Below are 16633 nucleotides of genomic sequence, written 5' to 3' on the forward strand. Positions count from 1 at the left end.
TTTTCAATTCATTTTCTCATCATAAACTTTTAAAACTATCGACAAATTCAATTTCAAACAGATGAAATAAACAATAAGAATCATTATTATTCGCATACAAATTTGCACTACTCTTAGTGAGTTTAAGTATGTCTTTTATCAAATCACGCAAAAAGATTGTTACTACAGCAATCGCTTCATCTCTTTCAGTTATTGCAACGTCAGCCATCGCTCAAGACGAAATCGCAAAACTACCAACAATTAAAGCACAAGCAACGACTGAACAAGGTTTAAAAGTAGATCAGTCTGCCAATACAAAATTTGTTGCGCCACTTCTGGATACACCTAAATCTGTATCTGTTATTTCAAAACAACTGATTCAAGATACTCAAGTAACAACACTGGCAGATGCACTTCGTACAGTTCCAGGAATTACTCTTGGCGCTGGTGAAGGTGGCAACCCAAATGGTGACCGTCCATTTATTCGTGGTTATAACTCTGAAAGTTCTATGTTTGTGGATGGTGTGCGTAATTCCACTTCGCAAAACCGTGAAATGTTTGCAGTAGAACAAGTAGAAGTTATTAAAGGGTCAGCATCTTCACTTGGTGGTGCTGGTTCGGTTGGTGGTAGTGTAAACATGATTTCTAAAGTCGCTAAAAAAGGCGATGCTTTAGAGGGTTCTGTTGCGGGTGGTACAGATAACTACCAACGTATTACCCTAGATGGCAATAAAGATTTTGGTAATGGGATTGCTGCTCGTATTGCTGTAATGGGACACCAAAATGAGAAAGCGGGTCAACATGACGGCGCAGAATATAAACGTGCTGGTATTGCACCAAGTATTACTTTTGGCTTAGATACAGCGACTCGTGCAACGTTAAGTTATTACTATTTAAAGTCAGACGATACACCAGATTCGGGTGTGCCATATAATTATGATGCTTCGAAAAAAGCAACTTTTGGTAAGCCTGTAGATGTTAAACAAGGCATTTACTATGGTTTACATGATCGTGATTTTCAAAAACAAGAAAACCAAATTGGTACAATTAAATTAGAACATGATTTAACTGACAATTTAACCATTACCAATACTGCAGTGTATAACAAGTCAACGAATGATTATCTTTGGACTCAACCAGATGACTCAAAAGGTAATGTCCTAAATGATAAAGTTTGGCGTCGTATTAACTCACGTATTACTGACACAGATATTTTCACAGATCAACTTGCATTGACTGGTAAATTTAACACTGGTGCAATTAAGCATAAGTTTAATGTTGGTGCAGAATATAGTGATCAAAAATCAGATAAAGGCAGCTATACAACTACTTATCCAGGTTATACAGGTACTACAACTGGTGGTTTCAACAGCGATTGTAAAATCAATGATGCGTGGTGTACGTCTTTAACAAATCCAAATTCGAAAGAAGAATGGTTAGGTTCTGCAGTTGCTAATCGTAATACCACCACGACTACAACAAAAGTTACATCAGTTTATTTGCTTGACAATATTGAATTTAATCCACAATGGCTACTTGATCTAGGTGTTCGTTGGGACAAATTTGACACTGAGCAAGTGACGAATGCAACAGGCGCAAAACTAGAAAATAATAAAGACTTTTTTACTTACCAAGCTGGTTTGACATATAAACCTATGAAAAATGGTTCAATCTATGCAAGCTATGCAACATCAGCTAACCCAGTGGGTGTTGATGGTGGTGATGGTTCAGAAGCGATCGGACAAGCTTATATGGACTTAAAGCCAGAAGAAGCGCGTACGTATGAAGTTGGAACTAAATGGGATCTTTTCAATGATCGCATAAACTTAACAGCTGCTGTATTCCGTACAGAAAAACAAAATACTCGTATCCAATTAGATGCTGGTACCTACACCAACGGCGGTGAAAGTAAAGTTGATGGTATTGAGCTTAGTGCTACAGGTAAAATTACAGACAAATGGGATATTACAGCTGGATACTCTTATCTAGACAGTGAAATGACCAACCCTGGCCCGTCATGTAATCGTGCTGGGACATGTACATACCCTAACCCTGCGAAAGGCAAACAACTTCCTAACGTACCTAAAAACTCTGCAACACTTTGGACAACGTATCAAGTGCTTCCACAGTTAACTGTTGGTGCTGGTGCATTAGGTATGGACAAAGTCTATGGTGATGCTGCAAATACTAAGTATGTATCTGGCTATGTACGTTATGATGCAATGGCTCGTTACAACATTAACAAAAATGTTGATTTACAGCTTAATGTAAACAACCTTTCAGACAAGCGTTATTTTACTAAAGCCTATGCATCTCACTATGCAACTGAAGCTGAAGGTCGTAATGCTGTTTTATCAATTAACTTTAAATATTAATAGTTAATATTTTAAAAATTAAAGTGAAATGGCTCCTGCTCATAGGGGCCATTTTTTACCGATAATTTAGCTCGTTGTGTCTTTTATTAAAGATAAATCTCATTGTTATTAATCCTCACTAAAAAATAATTCTATAACTTCCAATAGTTACTTTTTACCAAAAAGTAAAAATACTTTAAATTTCAGCAATATGATCAAACTCCATCAATCATATCCCCTATAGTTTTCTTTAATTATATTTAATAGATTAAACAGTTTTTCCGTATGAATAATCATTTATACTTATTGTTAATGAAAATAATTATCATTAGAATTCGCAACAATGGTTACATACCCTAACAATTTCTCCATTATTGCGACATGATGTTTCCTGAGCAGTATTGGGTAAGTTTGATACAACCTGCGATGGACGCAAAAAATGGCTCAAAAATACTCTGTAAAAAACAAAAAAGTTAAAACAGTTGCACTTGCAATTGCTTTACCCAACCTAGCTTTTGCAGCAAATGAAGACACAACAGTACAACTTCCTACTATTCAAGCTCGTGCAGAACAAAATACTGCATATTTAGCAGCAAAAACATCTTCAACTAAACGTACAGAAAACATTTTAGATACCGCTAAAACTGTTCAGGTCATCACGGAAAAAGCACTCAAAGATCAAGGCTTACTTTCACTACAACAAGCTCTTGCAACAACTCCAGGCATTAGTTTTGGTGCTGGCGAAGGTGGTGGTGGTTATGGCGATAAAATCAACCTACGGGGTTATGATGCAACCTATAACACAACTGTAGATGGCTTACGTGATGCAGCATTAACCAACCGTTCTGATTTATTCAACTATGAAGCTGTTGAAATCATCAAAGGTGCGAATTCTGTTGAAAATGGTGTAGGACAAATCAGTGGTGGTGTCAATTTAGTCTCTAAAACACCTAAGAATCGTGACAGCAATGAAGTTACTTTAGGTTTTGGTTCAGATAGCTATAAACGCTTTACCGGTGATTTTAATAAAGTTGTAGATGAAGATTTAGCATTTCGTTTAAATATAATGGGGCATCAAAACACCTATGCGGGTCGTGATGAAGAAATGAAACGTTGGGGAATTGCGCCATCGGTTACTTTTGGAATCAGCGATACGACCAAGGCAACTTTATCTTACTTATATCAAAAAGATGAAAATGATCCACAGTACGGCGTTCCTTATTATAATGGCAAACCTGTCAAAGGGATTTCAGATAAAAATAACTATGGCTATAGCAACTTAGATCAACAAGATATTGAAAATCAGGTTGTCACATTTAAAGTAGAAAGCGAGATCAGTCCCAACGCAAAACTGAACTCCATTACTCGTTATAGTGATATTCAACAAAAAGCAACTGTTTCTGCACCACAAGGAACATTTTGTTTAGCAGATGGCACATCACCAACAGCACTGACCAATACCAACCAAACTGGATATAAAAATTGTAATGTAACTTCTGGTACAACCACGATTACTGTTCCAAAGGGTTCATATTATATTTCTGGTCCACGTGGTTATTATCGTGATACCCATAATAAGCAATTTGCCAATGACACCAACATCAATGTGCAATTCAAAACTGGGGTTATCGATCATGCTCTTGTTGCTGGGGTTGGCTTTAGCCGTGAAGACTATGAGATTACCACAGCTGGCTTTTTATATAATTCAAATGGTTCATCAGCAGGCAGTTCTATTACTAACCCGCTTTACATGGATGTGTACAATCCAGATAACTTTTGGCATGGTCCAACAAATTTCCGTAAAACAGCTGTTGCTGAAGGCTACTTAAATGTTTATTCAGCGTATTTGTTTGATACTTTAAAGTTTGGTGAACAATGGTTACTTAACCTTGGTGTGCGTAATGATTATACTGACGGTCAATATCGTTCAGATACTATTTCAACAACTAATGCAGCGGTAACTCGTGGTCAAAACTATAAACAGTCTGATAATTTAATTTCCTATAATGTAGGTTTGACATTTAAACCAACACCAGCAACTAGTCTTTATTTGTCTTATGCTAATGCTCAAAAGCCGGTACAAAATACTGCAAGTGGTGGCTGTTCTCAAACTATTACCAACAATGCAATCACAGCAAATTCTTGCAGTACAGACCCAGAAAATGCAGTTGCCTATGAAGTGGGGGCAAAGTGGCAAGTAAATCCTAACTTCTTAGTGTCTGCCGCAGTATTTCGTAATGAACAAGATAAAGTCCGTGTAACCAATGATATACCTGGACAACCAGATGCCAAATTAGATGGTAAAAACTATGTACAAGGTGTTGAACTTGGTTTAGCCGGTGAAATTACGCCAAAATGGAACATCACAGCTAGTGCTGCTTATATGGAAGGAGAATACGACCAAACTAAAGTCAATGGTTCACCGAATATTGACTTCCAAAAAGGTGACAAATTGGTCAATGTTCCTAAAGTTTCAGGCAGCTTATGGACAACGTATCAATTCAATGATCAGTGGCAAGCTGGCTATGGCTTAACCTATCAAGGTGAAATGTATTTAAGTACACGTTCAGCGACGAATAATCTTGTGCCACAGGTCAAGTCTGAAGATTATGTGATTCACAATGCTTCTGTAACGTACAGCTACAACAAAGATTTAAGTTTCCAATTATTGGGGCAAAACTTAAGCGATGAGAAGTACTACACCCATATCCGTAACAATGGTTGGGCAATGCCTGGTGAGGGTCGCAAAGGCGTATTCAACATCAACTATAAGTTCTAAGATTTAATCAATCTATGTTAAAATTCAGCGTCTGATTCATCAGGCGCTGTTTCTTTTTTGGGGAAGAAAATCATGATTTTACATATTCCAAATTTACTTAGTCTGGATGAACTAAATCATTGTCGTCAGACACTTTCTCAAGCAGAGTGGACAGATGGAAAAGTAACAACAGGCTATCAATCTGCACATTTAAAAAATAATTTACAACTGGCTCAAGATTCTCAACAAGCATTAGAACTTGGACAAATCATTCAAAATGCTGCCAACGCAAATCCTTTGTTCTTTAGTGCCGCACTTCCAAAAACATTTTTACCTCCGCTGTTTAATTGTTATCAACACGGTGGAAATTTTGGGATGCATGTTGATAATGCTATCCGTCGCCATCCTCAACTCAATCAGTACTTAAGGACAGATGTGTCTTGCACTGTTTTTCTCACCAATCCCGATGAATATGATGGCGGCGAACTGGTGATCGAAGATACTTTTGGTACACAAGAAGTAAAACTTCCAGCTGGCGATGCAATTGTCTATCCTTCTACCAGTTTACATCAGGTCAACCCAGTCACTGAAGGTGCACGTATTGCCTCGTTCTTTTGGGTACAAAGCTTTGTATCATCCGATGCGCAACGACGAATTCTATTTGACTTAGATCAAAATATTCAAAAGCTGACCATCGAGCTATCTGCTACACATGAGCAAGTGATTAGTCTTACAGGGATCTATCACAACCTTCTACGTGAATGGAGTGATTTATAAGTTTTAGCTTGCAAGTCATTATTGTAATGAAAGTGTTTTGTATAAATTTGGACAATCAATAAATGAGTAAAAAAATCCAAGCACCACTCACTCAAATTCCAGCATATTTACAGACCATTGCGGATTACGAGAAACAAGCAGAACAGCATCTGCCTGAAAATACTTGGCACTATTTGCAAGGTGGGGCGATGGATGAGCAAAGTGTTCAAGAAAACTTACAACAATTTAAAAATATTCAATTGATTCCAAGACTGCTCAATGACTTAACTCAAGGCTCGACCCAATGTGAGATTTTAGGACAAAATTTTCCTCATCCAATTTTTCTTGCACCGATTGGGCATCAACAATTGTTCCACCCTGACGGCGAAGCTGCGGCTGCACTAGCGGCCGAAGTTTTAGAAAGTAATATTGTACTGAGCACTTTCACCAATACCGATATGCGAAGTTTAAAACAAGAAAACCCTTTGAAATGGTTTCAATTGTATTGGCAAGGTGATCGTGAGAAATCATTGGCCTTAGTTCGACTCGCAGAACAACAAAATTTTAAAGCGCTTGTGATTACAGTAGATTCACCGCATACAGGGATTCGTGATCGTGAACGTCGGGTGAATTTCCAATTGCCAGAAGGCATGCAACACCCCCATACCCCCACCCACATTCCTCTACCCGAAATTTCTGAGCATCAACATCCAGTATTCAATGGCTTAATGCAAATTGCACCCAAATGGGCAGATATCGAATTTATAATTGCCCATAGCCATTTGCCTGTAATTTTAAAAGGTGTGCTACATCCACTCGATGCAAAAAAAGCAGTCGAAATCGGAGTAAAAGGCTTAATCGTTTCCAATCATGGTGGGCGGGTACTCAATACGAGTATTTCCCCACTGATCGCCTTAGCAAAAATTAAGGCCGTTGTTCCTCATGATTTTCCTTTGCTTTTGGATGGTGGAATCCGTCGTGGTACAGATATATTTAAAGCATTGGCATTAGGCGCATCTGCGGTGCTGATTGGCCGTCCTGCGATCTACGGGCTCTCTGTTGCTGGTGCTTTAGGTGTCGCCCATGTGATTAAAATTTTAAAGGAAGAATTTGAAATTACCATGGCATTAATGGGAACAGCTACCGTAAAAGAAATCAATCAAGAATATATTTTTCAAGATTAAGACATTCAAAGAAAATTTTTCTCTCAACTGATATTTTTTATGCAAATTAAGGAAATTATTTCCAAGATAATTGTTTTAGAATTAATCTCAAGTTAAACCATTTGTAAGTTATCAGTGTTTAGATTTATCTCGTGCTACCCACGTATAAGTTTATGAAAATTTATAAGTGTTTTCATCATAAAAACACTTGTAAATTGAACAGATAGACACAATCTATATTTGTAGTAAGTTGCCTTTACCCAAGAGACGAGCAACAACAACTACACAAGGAGTTACCTCATGATGTTGGCTGATCCAAGTAAAAAATATCGTCGCATGTACCAACGTGTAGACTTGCCTGACCGTCAATGGCCAAATAACGAAATCAATAAAGCGCCAATTTGGATGAGTACCGACCTTCGTGATGGTAACCAAGCGATTTTCGAACCAATGAACATCGAACAAAAATTCAAAATGTTTGAAATGTTGGTCAAAATTGGCTTTAAACATATTGAAATTGGCTTTCCTTCAGCTTCACAAATTGATTTTGATTTCACCCGTAAGTTGATTGAAGAAGGTCATATTCCAGATGACGTTTATATCGAAGTCTTGGTGCAAGCCCGTGATCATTTAATTGCACGCACCTTTGAAGCCTTACAAGGTGCGAAACGCGCCATTGTGCATATCTATAACTCAAACTCACCCACTTTCCGTAAAAAAGTATTGAATGTTGATGTCAATGGTGCAAAGCAATTGGCAATGAATGCGGCAAGCAAAGTAAAAGAATATGCAGCCAAACAGCCTGAAACTGAATTTATTTTTCAATACAGTCCAGAATGTTTTACAGCAACAGAATTAGAGGTTGCTAAAGATGTTTGCGATGCAGTAACTGAAATTTGGGAAGCATCACCTGACAATAAAGTCATTTTAAATTTACCTGCAACTGTTGAGGTTTCAGGTCCACATGTCTATGCCGACCAAATCGAATGGATGCATCGTAATTTGCAACGTCGTGATGGTGTGATTATTTCAGTACATTGTCACAATGATCGTGGTTGTGGTATTGCAGCATCTGAGTTAGCGATCATGGCTGGTGCTGATCGTGTTGAAGGTTGTGTATTTGGGAATGGTGAACGTACTGGTAACGTTGACGTTGCTGCAATTGCATTAAACATGTACACACAAGGTGTGGCATGTGAGTTAGATTTTTCAAACATTAATGAGATTATTGCCACAATAGAAGAATGTACTGGCTTGCCTGTACATCCACGTCACCCATATGCTGGTGATTTGGTCTTTACCGCTTTCTCTGGTTCTCACCAAGATGCAATTAAAAAAGGCTTTGAGTTCCAAAAAGACGAAGAAATTTGGGATATGCCTTACTTACCAATCGACCCTAAAGATTTAGGTCGTGATTATGATGCGGTGATCCGTGTCAACTCACAGTCAGGTAAAGGCGGTATTGCCTACTTATTAGAGTCTAACTATAACGTGGTTTTACCTCGTCGCTTACAGATTGAATTCTCACAAATTGTTCAGCAAGTTGCAGATGAAGAAGGTGTTGAAGTTTCAGCTCAACAAATTTGGACCTTGTTTAAAGACACCTATGTTGCTGCAAAAGATGCACACTATTCAGCGAAAAATTATAGATTGTCAGATGAAAATGGTAGCCAAGTGATTGAGCTTGATGTGGTCATCAATGGTGAAACTCAGCGCTTACGTGGTGAAGGGAATGGTCCAATTTCTGCGATTTTAAATGCACTTCAATTACCAATTGATGTCTTAAACTACGAAGAACGCAGTATCAGTTCAGGCGCACATGCAAAAGCATTGGCATTGATCGAACTTCAAGTCCAAGGTACAGGTAAATCTGCATTCGGTGCTGGTGTGCATGACAATATTGTTACCTCTTCAATTGAAGCAATTATAGCGGCAACCAATCGTTTGATTGACCAAGGTGTTTTAAGTACTGAACAAGTCATCGCTGCTGCTGTATAAGCGATATCAGTTAAAAGACTTTAGAAAGGATGCCCCCTAGTGGTATCCTTTCTTTCATTCATGGATATTAGCAAGTGACTTTCTCGAATAGCTTTATGCCTCTCAAAGATAAAAAATACGTGGAAATTTCATCCATGATTGTTTGAGATCAGACAGCTGTGAATGAGTAGCGAGTAAGTTCCGTAGTGATTCATAAGATCGTTCTGTTGCAAAGCTTTGCATTTCATTTTCCAAAATGGAAAATAAGTTAAAGCCAGTGAAGTGAAGACATTCCATTTCGACTCACTATCGCTCTAGACATCATCACTTATTCTGAAAGTGAACTTTAATGATAAAACACTATTGTGAAAACCATGGAATATCATTAATTTATTAGCTATATAGATGTCTTAGATATCTCTAATATTCGTAATTTATCGACCTTCTAAAACTTTAAGGTGAACATTTCCAGTGTCTTTTCCAGCTGATTCAGTGGGGCTCGTTACTCCACAAAAGTTTGAATTTGAAGAACCGTTAGAGCTTGAGTGTGGTCGAGTATTGCCACGCTATGAAATCATGGTGGAAACCTATGGTGAGCTCAATGCAGATAAATCAAATGGAATTTTGATTTGCCATGCACTTTCAGGACATCATCATGCGGCTGGCTATCACCACGAAGACGATAAAAAAACAGGCTGGTGGGATGCATGTATTGGGCCAGGTAAAGCCATTGATACTTCGAAGTTTTTCGTGGTCGCACTCAACAATATTGGAGGTTGTAGTGGCTCAACGGGACCCACTTCACCTAACCCTGAAAATGAAAATCGCCCTTATGGTCCTGACTTTCCATTAGTGACAGTACGTGATTGGGTTAAAACCCAAGCCCTACTCTCTGACCGCTTAGGGATAGATGTTTGGTATTCAATCATTGGTGGTTCTTTAGGTGGCATGCAGGCTTTACAATGGTCTGTGGACTATCCTGACCGTTTACAAAAATGTGTCATCATTGCCAGTGCACCAAAGCTTTCCGCACAAAATATTGCATTTAACGAAGTAGCACGTCAGTCTATTTTGTCTGATCCAGATTTTCACAATGGCCGTTATTTAGAACTCGATAGTTATCCAAAACGTGGCTTAATTTTGGCACGTATGGTGGGTCATATTACCTATCTTTCTGAAGAAGCCATGAAACAAAAATTTGGTCGTGATTTAAAATCAGGCAAGTTTATGTATGGTTTCGATGTTGAGTTCCAAGTTGAAAGCTATCTGCGTTATCAAGGCGAACAATTCAGTCGAAACTTTGATGCCAATACTTATCTGATCATGACCAAAGCCTTGGATTATTTCGATCCATCACGTGAATATGAACAGTCACTCACTAAAGCCCTATCAAATACCAAATGTCGCTTTTTAGTAGTGTCATTTACAACAGACTGGCGTTTTAGCCCAGAACGCTCGCAAGAGATTGTCAACGCATTGATTACCAATCAAAAACCTGTGAGTTATTTGGATATCGATGCTGAGCAGGGCCATGACTCATTCCTATTCCCTATCCCCTTGTACGTCAAATCCTTACGTGCATTTTTAGGTGGTATTGAACACCTTAATTCAACACCTAAGGAGGCTTTGTAATGCGTATTGACCAACAGCTTGCAGAAAAATGGATCAATGCTGGTGCGAGTGTGCTCGATTTAGGTTGTGGTGATGGCGAATTATTGTCACAAATGAGCAAAAAACAGCAAATTCACGCTTATGGGCTAGAAATCGATCAAGAAAAGATTGCAATTGCCGTCAGCAAAGGGTTAAATATTATACAACAAGACTTAAACCTCGGTTTGGGACGCTTTGCCGACCAGTCTTTTGACTATGTGGTTATGGCACAAGCTTTGCAAGCTGTAGATGCACCTGATGTGCTTCTGCGCGATATGGTGCGTGTGGGGAAACAAGCAATTATTACGTTTCCTAACTTTGCGTATTGGAAAACACGGTCTTTCCTTGCACTGAAAGGCAAGATGCCTGTTTCTGATGCCTTACCGTATATGTGGTACAATACACCTAATATCCACTTATGCACCTTTCGTGATTTTGAAGCATTATGTGCTGAAAATCAGATTCAAATTATTGATCGACTCGCTGTAAATGGGAACCAACAAGGTAGCTTTTTAAGTAAAGCCATACCGAATTTGTTCGGCGAAGTCGCTATTTATCGAGTGAGCGCTCTATGAAGAAATTATTATTAGGCAGTACGTTATTTTTTGGGCTAGTGAGTATTCAAGCCCATGCGGACTATGTACCGCAGCAACAACAATCTGTATCAGCAATGGCAGCACAATATGCACATATGAATGTGACAGATTTGCAAAAAGCAGCCAAAGCTGGTCAACCTGCTGCACAATTTTATTTAGCAACACATTTCCAGGCTGGTACTGGCGGTGTATCTAAAGACCTTAAACAAGCATTTACATGGTTTAAAGCTGCGGCTGACCAAGGTATTTCTGCGGCTCAGTTGAATGTTGGTCGTATGTATGCTGATGGTTTAGGCGTTTCTAAAAGCGAAACATCTGCGCGTCAATACTTTGAAAAAGCAGCAAGCCACGGCGATAACCGTGCAAGCTTTAATCTTGCGGTGATGGAAGAGCAAAAGAAAAACTACATGGGCGCTTATCAGTGGTATGAGCTTTCTACACGTGATGGTATGTTAGACAATAAAGTGATTAACATGTCGCAAACCAAAAAAACTGCTTTGGCTGCTAACTTAACTCAAGACCAAATTCGTACTGCAACACAACGTGCAGATCAATGGATTCAAGCTCAATAATTTGATTTTCATCGATCATAAAAGCACCTTCGGGTGCTTTTTTTACTGCTATCCATTTAAGTATTTCAACTGGGATTGTTGACAATGCAAGACCTATTCAAACAATTAATTCAATATGAATGCGGGTTGCATCATCGTGATCGTCAAAACTTTCAAATACTTGATCAACGGTTACATCCAGATTTTAAAGAAATTACCAAATCAGGGTGGGTTGTGCATAAAGCCCAAATGATTGAAGCACTTTTAAACGATACAGATACCGACATCATTCAAGCACAGGATTTTCAAGTTCAGTCGTTATCTGATCATAGCGTTTTACTGACCTATCAAAGCCATCAAATCAATGTGGCAACTCAAGCTCAATACAATGTGGCTTTACGCAGTTCAATTTGGGTTATGAATGATCACGGTATATGGCAAATGATTTTCCACCAAGGCACCACTTGTGCATTTGAGAAGTAAATCGAGTTCTTCTATGTATGGAAAAATATGCAAAAGAAAAAATATTATGCTTCACGCAAACAAATAATTCCTTTGGCGATTTTTGCTGGAATTTTGGCCTGCCCCTTTTGGGCTGCGACCGTGCTTTTAATCTTGGAAATATTTGAATGGAAGAATGGCTTAAAAAGTCTCTTTTCGCTATTTCTTGTTACGCCATTGGGTCTCATTACTTATTTTTTCAGTAATAAAGCTATTCAGATATTTAGCAATCAACGTCCTATTTTAACCCTCTCCCAAGACATGATTAGAAGCATTGATTTTAAAGGTAGAGTGATCATTAAAAAATACATTAAAATACCAGAGATCTATGAAGTTGAGCTCAAAAAAACCTTACTTGATCGACAATACTATTTACTTTTTATCATGAAAGATAACAGCAAACAGAAACTCAATGTTGGACTAGGTTTTATGAAAAATGAGGATGTTCTCGATTTAAAACAACAGTTAGACAAACGCATTAGCGCAAAAGCAAAACATATCCAGTAAAGCGTAAAGGACGAGAGAATTTAGCCGCATTTTATGACACAGATTAAGTTAAAATAACTCAATTTTAAATTTTGAGTCTGCATCATGTCATCAAAAGATTGGTTATCACAAGGAACACTGGTACTCGCAAGCAATAACAAAGGCAAAATTGCTGAATTTGAAAAATTGTTTGCTGAATTGGCTTTACCCGTTGAAGTGATTCCTCAAGGTCAACTGAATATCGAAGACGCGATTGAAGATGGCTTAAGCTTTATTGAAAATGCAATTATCAAAGCACGTCATGCGAGCCGTATTTCAGGTAAACCTGCGATTGCTGATGATTCTGGGATTTGCGTTCCCGTATTAGGTGGAGCACCTGGAATTTACTCTGCACGTTATGCAGGTGAACATGGCGATGATGTAGCCAATAATACAAAATTGCTGGAAAACCTTAAGCCTTTACGCCAAGACGATCAAGCGATTGAAGCAATGTTCGTGTGTGTATTGGCATTGGTTGAACATGCAGATGACCCTTTACCACAAATTTTCCAAGGGATCTGGCAAGGTGAAGTACTAGAGCAAGCTCGAGGTGAAAATGGCTTCGGTTATGACCCACTGTTCTGGTTACCCGAGCTAAATATTTCAAGCGCAGAAATGAGTAAAGCAGAAAAGAACAAAATTAGCCATCGTGGTCAGGCGATGCAATTGTTTAAAGCAAGCTTGAAATAAGCAGTTAAAACCAGCCGTTTAAAATCATACGATTTTGTTAGATTCCTCCTCGCCTTTGAGCAAAGGAGGAATATGATGGATATCGCTAAAACTTATCTAAAACGAAGCAAAATAAACCAATCAACCGATAAAACTATAAAAAATGAATCAACACACCATATAGGATGCATACCACACAACTGACTATCGTTCCCGAAGCAATATATTTTGCTGAAACCGCAGTGCCTTGATAGTGGGTTTCCAATGCGACAATATTGGCAGCTGGCGGTAAACAAAACAGTAAAAACATCACCCCAATATATTGATGGATCTGTGGAACTGGTAAAAAGAAATAAGCCAGACTGCACAATACAACACCACAAACTAACTTTAATATTGCAAGCTTAGTACTGGACAGTAAATCCTCGATATGGACTTTAGTTTTTCTTAACCACATCCCCAATACACACATCCCGGTAAAACTCATACTCCATTTAGCCAGAGTATAAATCCAATTAATCCAATCATTTGCCTGAAACTGTTGCACATCAAAACAACGTAAAAGCCCGGCAATGATCAAGGCAATCACAGGTGGCGATTGCAGTACTTTTTTGATAAGCAATTGTTTGGATTGCGGGGCTGAACTTACCGAAGTCACCGCCCAAGAGTTTCCAAAAATTGAAACCCCGATATAGAGCGGTATCATCAGCATACTATTGTCTGGGCCAAATATAGCCAAAGCAATCGGAAAGCCGAGCCATGCCATATTGGTATAGCTAAAACACAATGAAGCTAAACGATCTTTAGACAGCGTGAGATAAATAAAGAAAAGCGTAAAGCATGAGAAAAAAGCAAATAAGATTAAAGCAATACTACCCGATTTATAAAATACCATATTGTAAATAATCACAATCGGGATAAATAAGCGAGCCAGTAGCAAAGACATGAATGATTTTAAGTTTACTGAAAATTTGCTATTTGCCAGTATCAGCCCACAGATAAATGATAAAACTGGAAATAACAAAGCCACAATACAACACCTTATTCTCAAATCATGAACATACTAGCATTTTCCAAATACAGATGATGTTTAACATATCAAAATAATTTATAAATATTGTCTGTCTTTAAATTGAAATATTAGTGTCACTTTTTTGTCATGGATAACTGTTGTTATAGCTGTTATTAAATAGGAGTTAAAACTATGGCTGGATTATCGATTTGGCATGTACTTATTTTTGCAATTGTTGTGATTCTACTATTTGGTACATCAAAGCTGAAAAACTTAGGTAAAGATGTTGGTGGTGCCGTCAAAGATTTTAAGAAATCAATTAAAGAAGAAGAGGCAACAACTGCTTCACTGACTGAAACGCGTACTCTAGAACATCAAACAAGCAATACTGATGTGAACTCTACAGTAAAACACTAATCGGTGAGGCGTAGATCATGTTAGATGTTGGATTTTCAGAACTGTTAGTGTTTGGGATCATTGCTCTGTTGGTATTGGGACCAGATAAACTTCCTGAAGCTGCGCGTTTTGCTGCCAAATGGTATAGCAAATTTAAACGTGCAATTAGTAGTGTCCAAAATGACATCGACCGTGAATTACGTCTTTCTGAATTTAGAGAACAAATGCAACAAGAGATGCAAAAAATTCAAGAACTTGAACAAAAAATGCAGGCTCAGATGCAGGAGTTACAGCAACAAAAAATTGCTGTAGAACAAGAAAGTCATCTCGCAATAACAGACAATAATAAAATTCACACGACTTATCATAAACTTGATATTACGGTTCCCGCTATTTATATGTCAAAGACTTGGTTAGATAAACAAAACTGTACTGTAACTCGACCACAAATTGTTCTTGTTAAAGAAGTACCGCAATTGAAGGTGGCTGTATGAGCGACTCATTAGCACCACAAGTACATGATGCCTCATCTACCGAGACGCCGCCTTTAGATGCGATGCCGATTACTCAACACCTGATGGTGTTACGTAAGCATTTATTTAAAATTGTTGGCGCGCTCATCGCTATATTTTTTTGTTTATTGCCATTTGCCAATAAGACCTATATTGCGTTATCAGAACCACTCAGAAAACAATTACCTGCAACCTCAACCATGATTGCAACTGATGTTACAGCAACCTTCATGGCGCCGTTTAAGTTAAACTTCTTTATTGCGCTGATGTTGGCGATGCCCTTTATCATCTATCAACTTTGGGCGTTTATTAAACCTGCATTATACGAAAAAGAAAAAAATCTAGCATTTCCATTGTTGTTTGGCAGTATTGTGCTGTTTTATTCAGGGATCGCTTTTGCTTACTTTATTGCATTGCCATCCATCCTGCATTTCTTTATCAGTGTTTCACCAGAAACCGTCGCGCCAATGACTGACATCAATAGTTATTTAAGCTTCTGTCTAAAATTATTTTTGGTCTTTGGTGTGACCTTTGAAATCCCAATTATTACTTTAGTTTTAATTTTAGTTGGCTTCGTCACCACTAAAACATTGGCTGAAAAGCGTCGCTTTATCGTGGTGGGATGTTTCTTCGTGTCTATGTTTATTACCCCACCAGATGCAATTTCAATGATCATGCTCGCAATTCCAATGTGGATGCTATTTGAGCTGGGTTTATTGCTGGGTAAAGTGATTGAAAAACGTAAAACTGTAGATGCTTAACTATCAAAATAAAAAACTTTTTAATATTTAAATGACTTCTTTTGAGGTCATTTTTATTTTAAGTTTGTTAAATTCTTTTTTAGAAACAATTATTAAAACAAGTCTATTGCTTAATCTTCTGCCCTTTTATTCAAATACATTAGATCTATTTCACAAGTCGAAAAATGATCATGTTGAGTGAATTATATTGCGATCGAAAGTTCCTTCTCCCCTCGGGAGACGGTTAGGATGAGAGCGATTTTATACTGATCTATGCTTTTGATAAGCGTTTATAAAAGAAGCCTATTATTAAGAGCTCTTTGTTAAAAATCTCTATTTTTTAAAACAATTGAAAGTTAATCCAGTTTATTCAATTCACCAAGCAGATATCATGCTTAATCAGTCATAACCTAATTCTTATAGAAATTGAACAACGGAGTAATGGTCTAAATATAAATATGACAATCCTATTACTTTCTTAAAATAAGATTAAA

At 37.9% G+C, this 16633-nt stretch carries 15 protein-coding genes; 14 read left to right on the forward strand and 1 reads right to left on the reverse strand.

Going from position 1 to position 16633, the window contains the following annotated elements; genetic code table 11:
* Nucleotides 1-128: 128 nt before the first annotated feature.
* From AC4CVF_RS15985 to rdgB, 11 genes are all read left to right on the forward strand, one after another.
* The gene (locus AC4CVF_RS15985) at nucleotides 129-2354 is read left to right on the forward strand and encodes a TonB-dependent receptor (protein WP_419361059.1); all 2226 of its coding nucleotides are present in this window, start codon (nucleotides 129-131) and stop codon (nucleotides 2352-2354) included.
* Between the two features lie 418 nt (nucleotides 2355-2772).
* On the forward strand, nucleotides 2773-5112 hold the full coding sequence (locus AC4CVF_RS15990; protein WP_490789704.1) for a TonB-dependent receptor: 2340 nt from the start codon (nucleotides 2773-2775) through the stop codon (nucleotides 5110-5112).
* Nucleotides 5113-5184: 72 nt separating this feature from the next.
* Nucleotides 5185-5868 (forward strand): Fe2+-dependent dioxygenase, encoded by a 684-nt coding sequence (locus tag AC4CVF_RS15995; RefSeq protein WP_004726525.1) that lies wholly within the window; start codon nucleotides 5185-5187, stop codon nucleotides 5866-5868.
* A 62-nt stretch (nucleotides 5869-5930) separates the two neighbouring features.
* The gene (locus AC4CVF_RS16000) at nucleotides 5931-7031 is read left to right on the forward strand and encodes an alpha-hydroxy acid oxidase (RefSeq protein WP_336954558.1); all 1101 of its coding nucleotides are present in this window, start codon (nucleotides 5931-5933) and stop codon (nucleotides 7029-7031) included.
* A gap of 279 nt (nucleotides 7032-7310) precedes the next feature.
* Nucleotides 7311-9008 carry a 2-isopropylmalate synthase gene (leuA, locus tag AC4CVF_RS16005; RefSeq protein WP_490789705.1) on the forward strand — a complete coding sequence of 566 codons (1698 nt, stop codon included), beginning with the start codon at nucleotides 7311-7313 and terminating at the stop codon, nucleotides 9006-9008.
* Between the two features lie 450 nt (nucleotides 9009-9458).
* On the forward strand, nucleotides 9459-10619 hold the full coding sequence (gene metX / locus AC4CVF_RS16010; RefSeq protein WP_004726519.1) for a homoserine O-succinyltransferase MetX: 1161 nt from the start codon (nucleotides 9459-9461) through the stop codon (nucleotides 10617-10619).
* Nucleotides 10619-11212, forward strand: a complete 594-nt coding sequence (metW, locus tag AC4CVF_RS16015) for a methionine biosynthesis protein MetW (RefSeq protein ID WP_004726517.1) — start codon at nucleotides 10619-10621, stop codon at nucleotides 11210-11212. The genes metX and metW overlap by 1 nt, the downstream gene beginning before the upstream one ends.
* Complete coding sequence (locus tag AC4CVF_RS16020) at nucleotides 11209-11805, forward strand: tetratricopeptide repeat protein (RefSeq protein ID WP_004726515.1); 597 nt, start codon at nucleotides 11209-11211, stop codon at nucleotides 11803-11805. The genes metW and AC4CVF_RS16020 overlap by 4 nt, the downstream gene beginning before the upstream one ends.
* Nucleotides 11806-11889: 84 nt before the next feature.
* Complete coding sequence (locus AC4CVF_RS16025) at nucleotides 11890-12267, forward strand: nuclear transport factor 2 family protein (RefSeq protein WP_105713372.1); 378 nt, start codon at nucleotides 11890-11892, stop codon at nucleotides 12265-12267.
* Between the two features lie 27 nt (nucleotides 12268-12294).
* Nucleotides 12295-12792: a hypothetical protein gene (locus tag AC4CVF_RS16030; protein ID WP_490789706.1), complete on the forward strand. Its 498-nt coding sequence runs from the start codon at nucleotides 12295-12297 to the stop codon at nucleotides 12790-12792.
* An 84-nt stretch (nucleotides 12793-12876) separates the two neighbouring features.
* Nucleotides 12877-13500, forward strand: coding sequence for an RdgB/HAM1 family non-canonical purine NTP pyrophosphatase (rdgB, locus tag AC4CVF_RS16035; protein WP_419328721.1), 624 nt, complete (start codon nucleotides 12877-12879; stop codon nucleotides 13498-13500).
* Nucleotides 13501-13633: 133 nt separating this feature from the next.
* Here the strand turns inward: rdgB and AC4CVF_RS16040 are convergent, their stop codons facing one another.
* On the reverse strand, nucleotides 13634-14509 hold the full coding sequence (locus tag AC4CVF_RS16040) for an AEC family transporter (RefSeq protein ID WP_490789707.1): 876 nt from the start codon (nucleotides 14507-14509) through the stop codon (nucleotides 13634-13636).
* Between the two features lie 174 nt (nucleotides 14510-14683).
* On the opposite strand from AC4CVF_RS16040, the gene tatA reads away from it, so the two are divergent.
* The 3 genes from tatA to tatC are packed head-to-tail and all read left to right on the forward strand — an operon-like array spanning nucleotide 14684 to nucleotide 16160.
* Nucleotides 14684-14908: a Sec-independent protein translocase subunit TatA gene (gene tatA / locus AC4CVF_RS16045; RefSeq protein WP_004726505.1), complete on the forward strand. Its 225-nt coding sequence runs from the start codon at nucleotides 14684-14686 to the stop codon at nucleotides 14906-14908.
* Nucleotides 14909-14925: 17 nt separating this feature from the next.
* Entirely contained in the window at nucleotides 14926-15381 is a 456-nt protein-coding gene (tatB, locus tag AC4CVF_RS16050) for a Sec-independent protein translocase protein TatB (protein ID WP_336954551.1), read from the forward strand.
* Nucleotides 15378-16160 carry a twin-arginine translocase subunit TatC gene (tatC, locus tag AC4CVF_RS16055; RefSeq protein WP_056514073.1) on the forward strand — a complete coding sequence of 261 codons (783 nt, stop codon included), beginning with the start codon at nucleotides 15378-15380 and terminating at the stop codon, nucleotides 16158-16160. The genes tatB and tatC overlap by 4 nt, the downstream gene beginning before the upstream one ends.
* The last annotated feature ends 473 nt before the right edge of the window (nucleotides 16161-16633 follow it).

Source organism: Acinetobacter sp. LipI_19, assembly GCF_058242925.1.

Excerpts from the sequence above, each read along its gene's own strand:
- AC4CVF_RS16025 (WP_105713372.1), top strand. The coding sequence starts at position 11,890 with ATGCAAGACCTATTCAAACAATTAATTCAATATGAATGCGGGTTGCAT.
- AC4CVF_RS15995 (WP_004726525.1), top strand. The coding sequence starts at position 5,185 with ATGATTTTACATATTCCAAATTTACTTAGTCTGGATGAACTAAATCAT.
- AC4CVF_RS15990 (WP_490789704.1), top strand. The coding sequence starts at position 2,773 with ATGGCTCAAAAATACTCTGTAAAAAACAAAAAAGTTAAAACAGTTGCA.
- AC4CVF_RS16020 (WP_004726515.1), top strand. The coding sequence starts at position 11,209 with ATGAAGAAATTATTATTAGGCAGTACGTTATTTTTTGGGCTAGTGAGT.
- AC4CVF_RS16030 (WP_490789706.1), top strand. The coding sequence starts at position 12,295 with ATGCAAAAGAAAAAATATTATGCTTCACGCAAACAAATAATTCCTTTG.
- tatA (WP_004726505.1), top strand. The coding sequence starts at position 14,684 with ATGGCTGGATTATCGATTTGGCATGTACTTATTTTTGCAATTGTTGTG.
- rdgB (WP_419328721.1), top strand. The coding sequence starts at position 12,877 with ATGTCATCAAAAGATTGGTTATCACAAGGAACACTGGTACTCGCAAGC.
- tatC (WP_056514073.1), top strand. The coding sequence starts at position 15,378 with ATGAGCGACTCATTAGCACCACAAGTACATGATGCCTCATCTACCGAG.
- AC4CVF_RS15985 (WP_419361059.1), top strand. The coding sequence starts at position 129 with ATGTCTTTTATCAAATCACGCAAAAAGATTGTTACTACAGCAATCGCT.
- tatB (WP_336954551.1), top strand. The coding sequence starts at position 14,926 with ATGTTAGATGTTGGATTTTCAGAACTGTTAGTGTTTGGGATCATTGCT.
- AC4CVF_RS16000 (WP_336954558.1), top strand. The coding sequence starts at position 5,931 with ATGAGTAAAAAAATCCAAGCACCACTCACTCAAATTCCAGCATATTTA.
- leuA (WP_490789705.1), top strand. The coding sequence starts at position 7,311 with ATGATGTTGGCTGATCCAAGTAAAAAATATCGTCGCATGTACCAACGT.
- metW (WP_004726517.1), top strand. The coding sequence starts at position 10,619 with ATGCGTATTGACCAACAGCTTGCAGAAAAATGGATCAATGCTGGTGCG.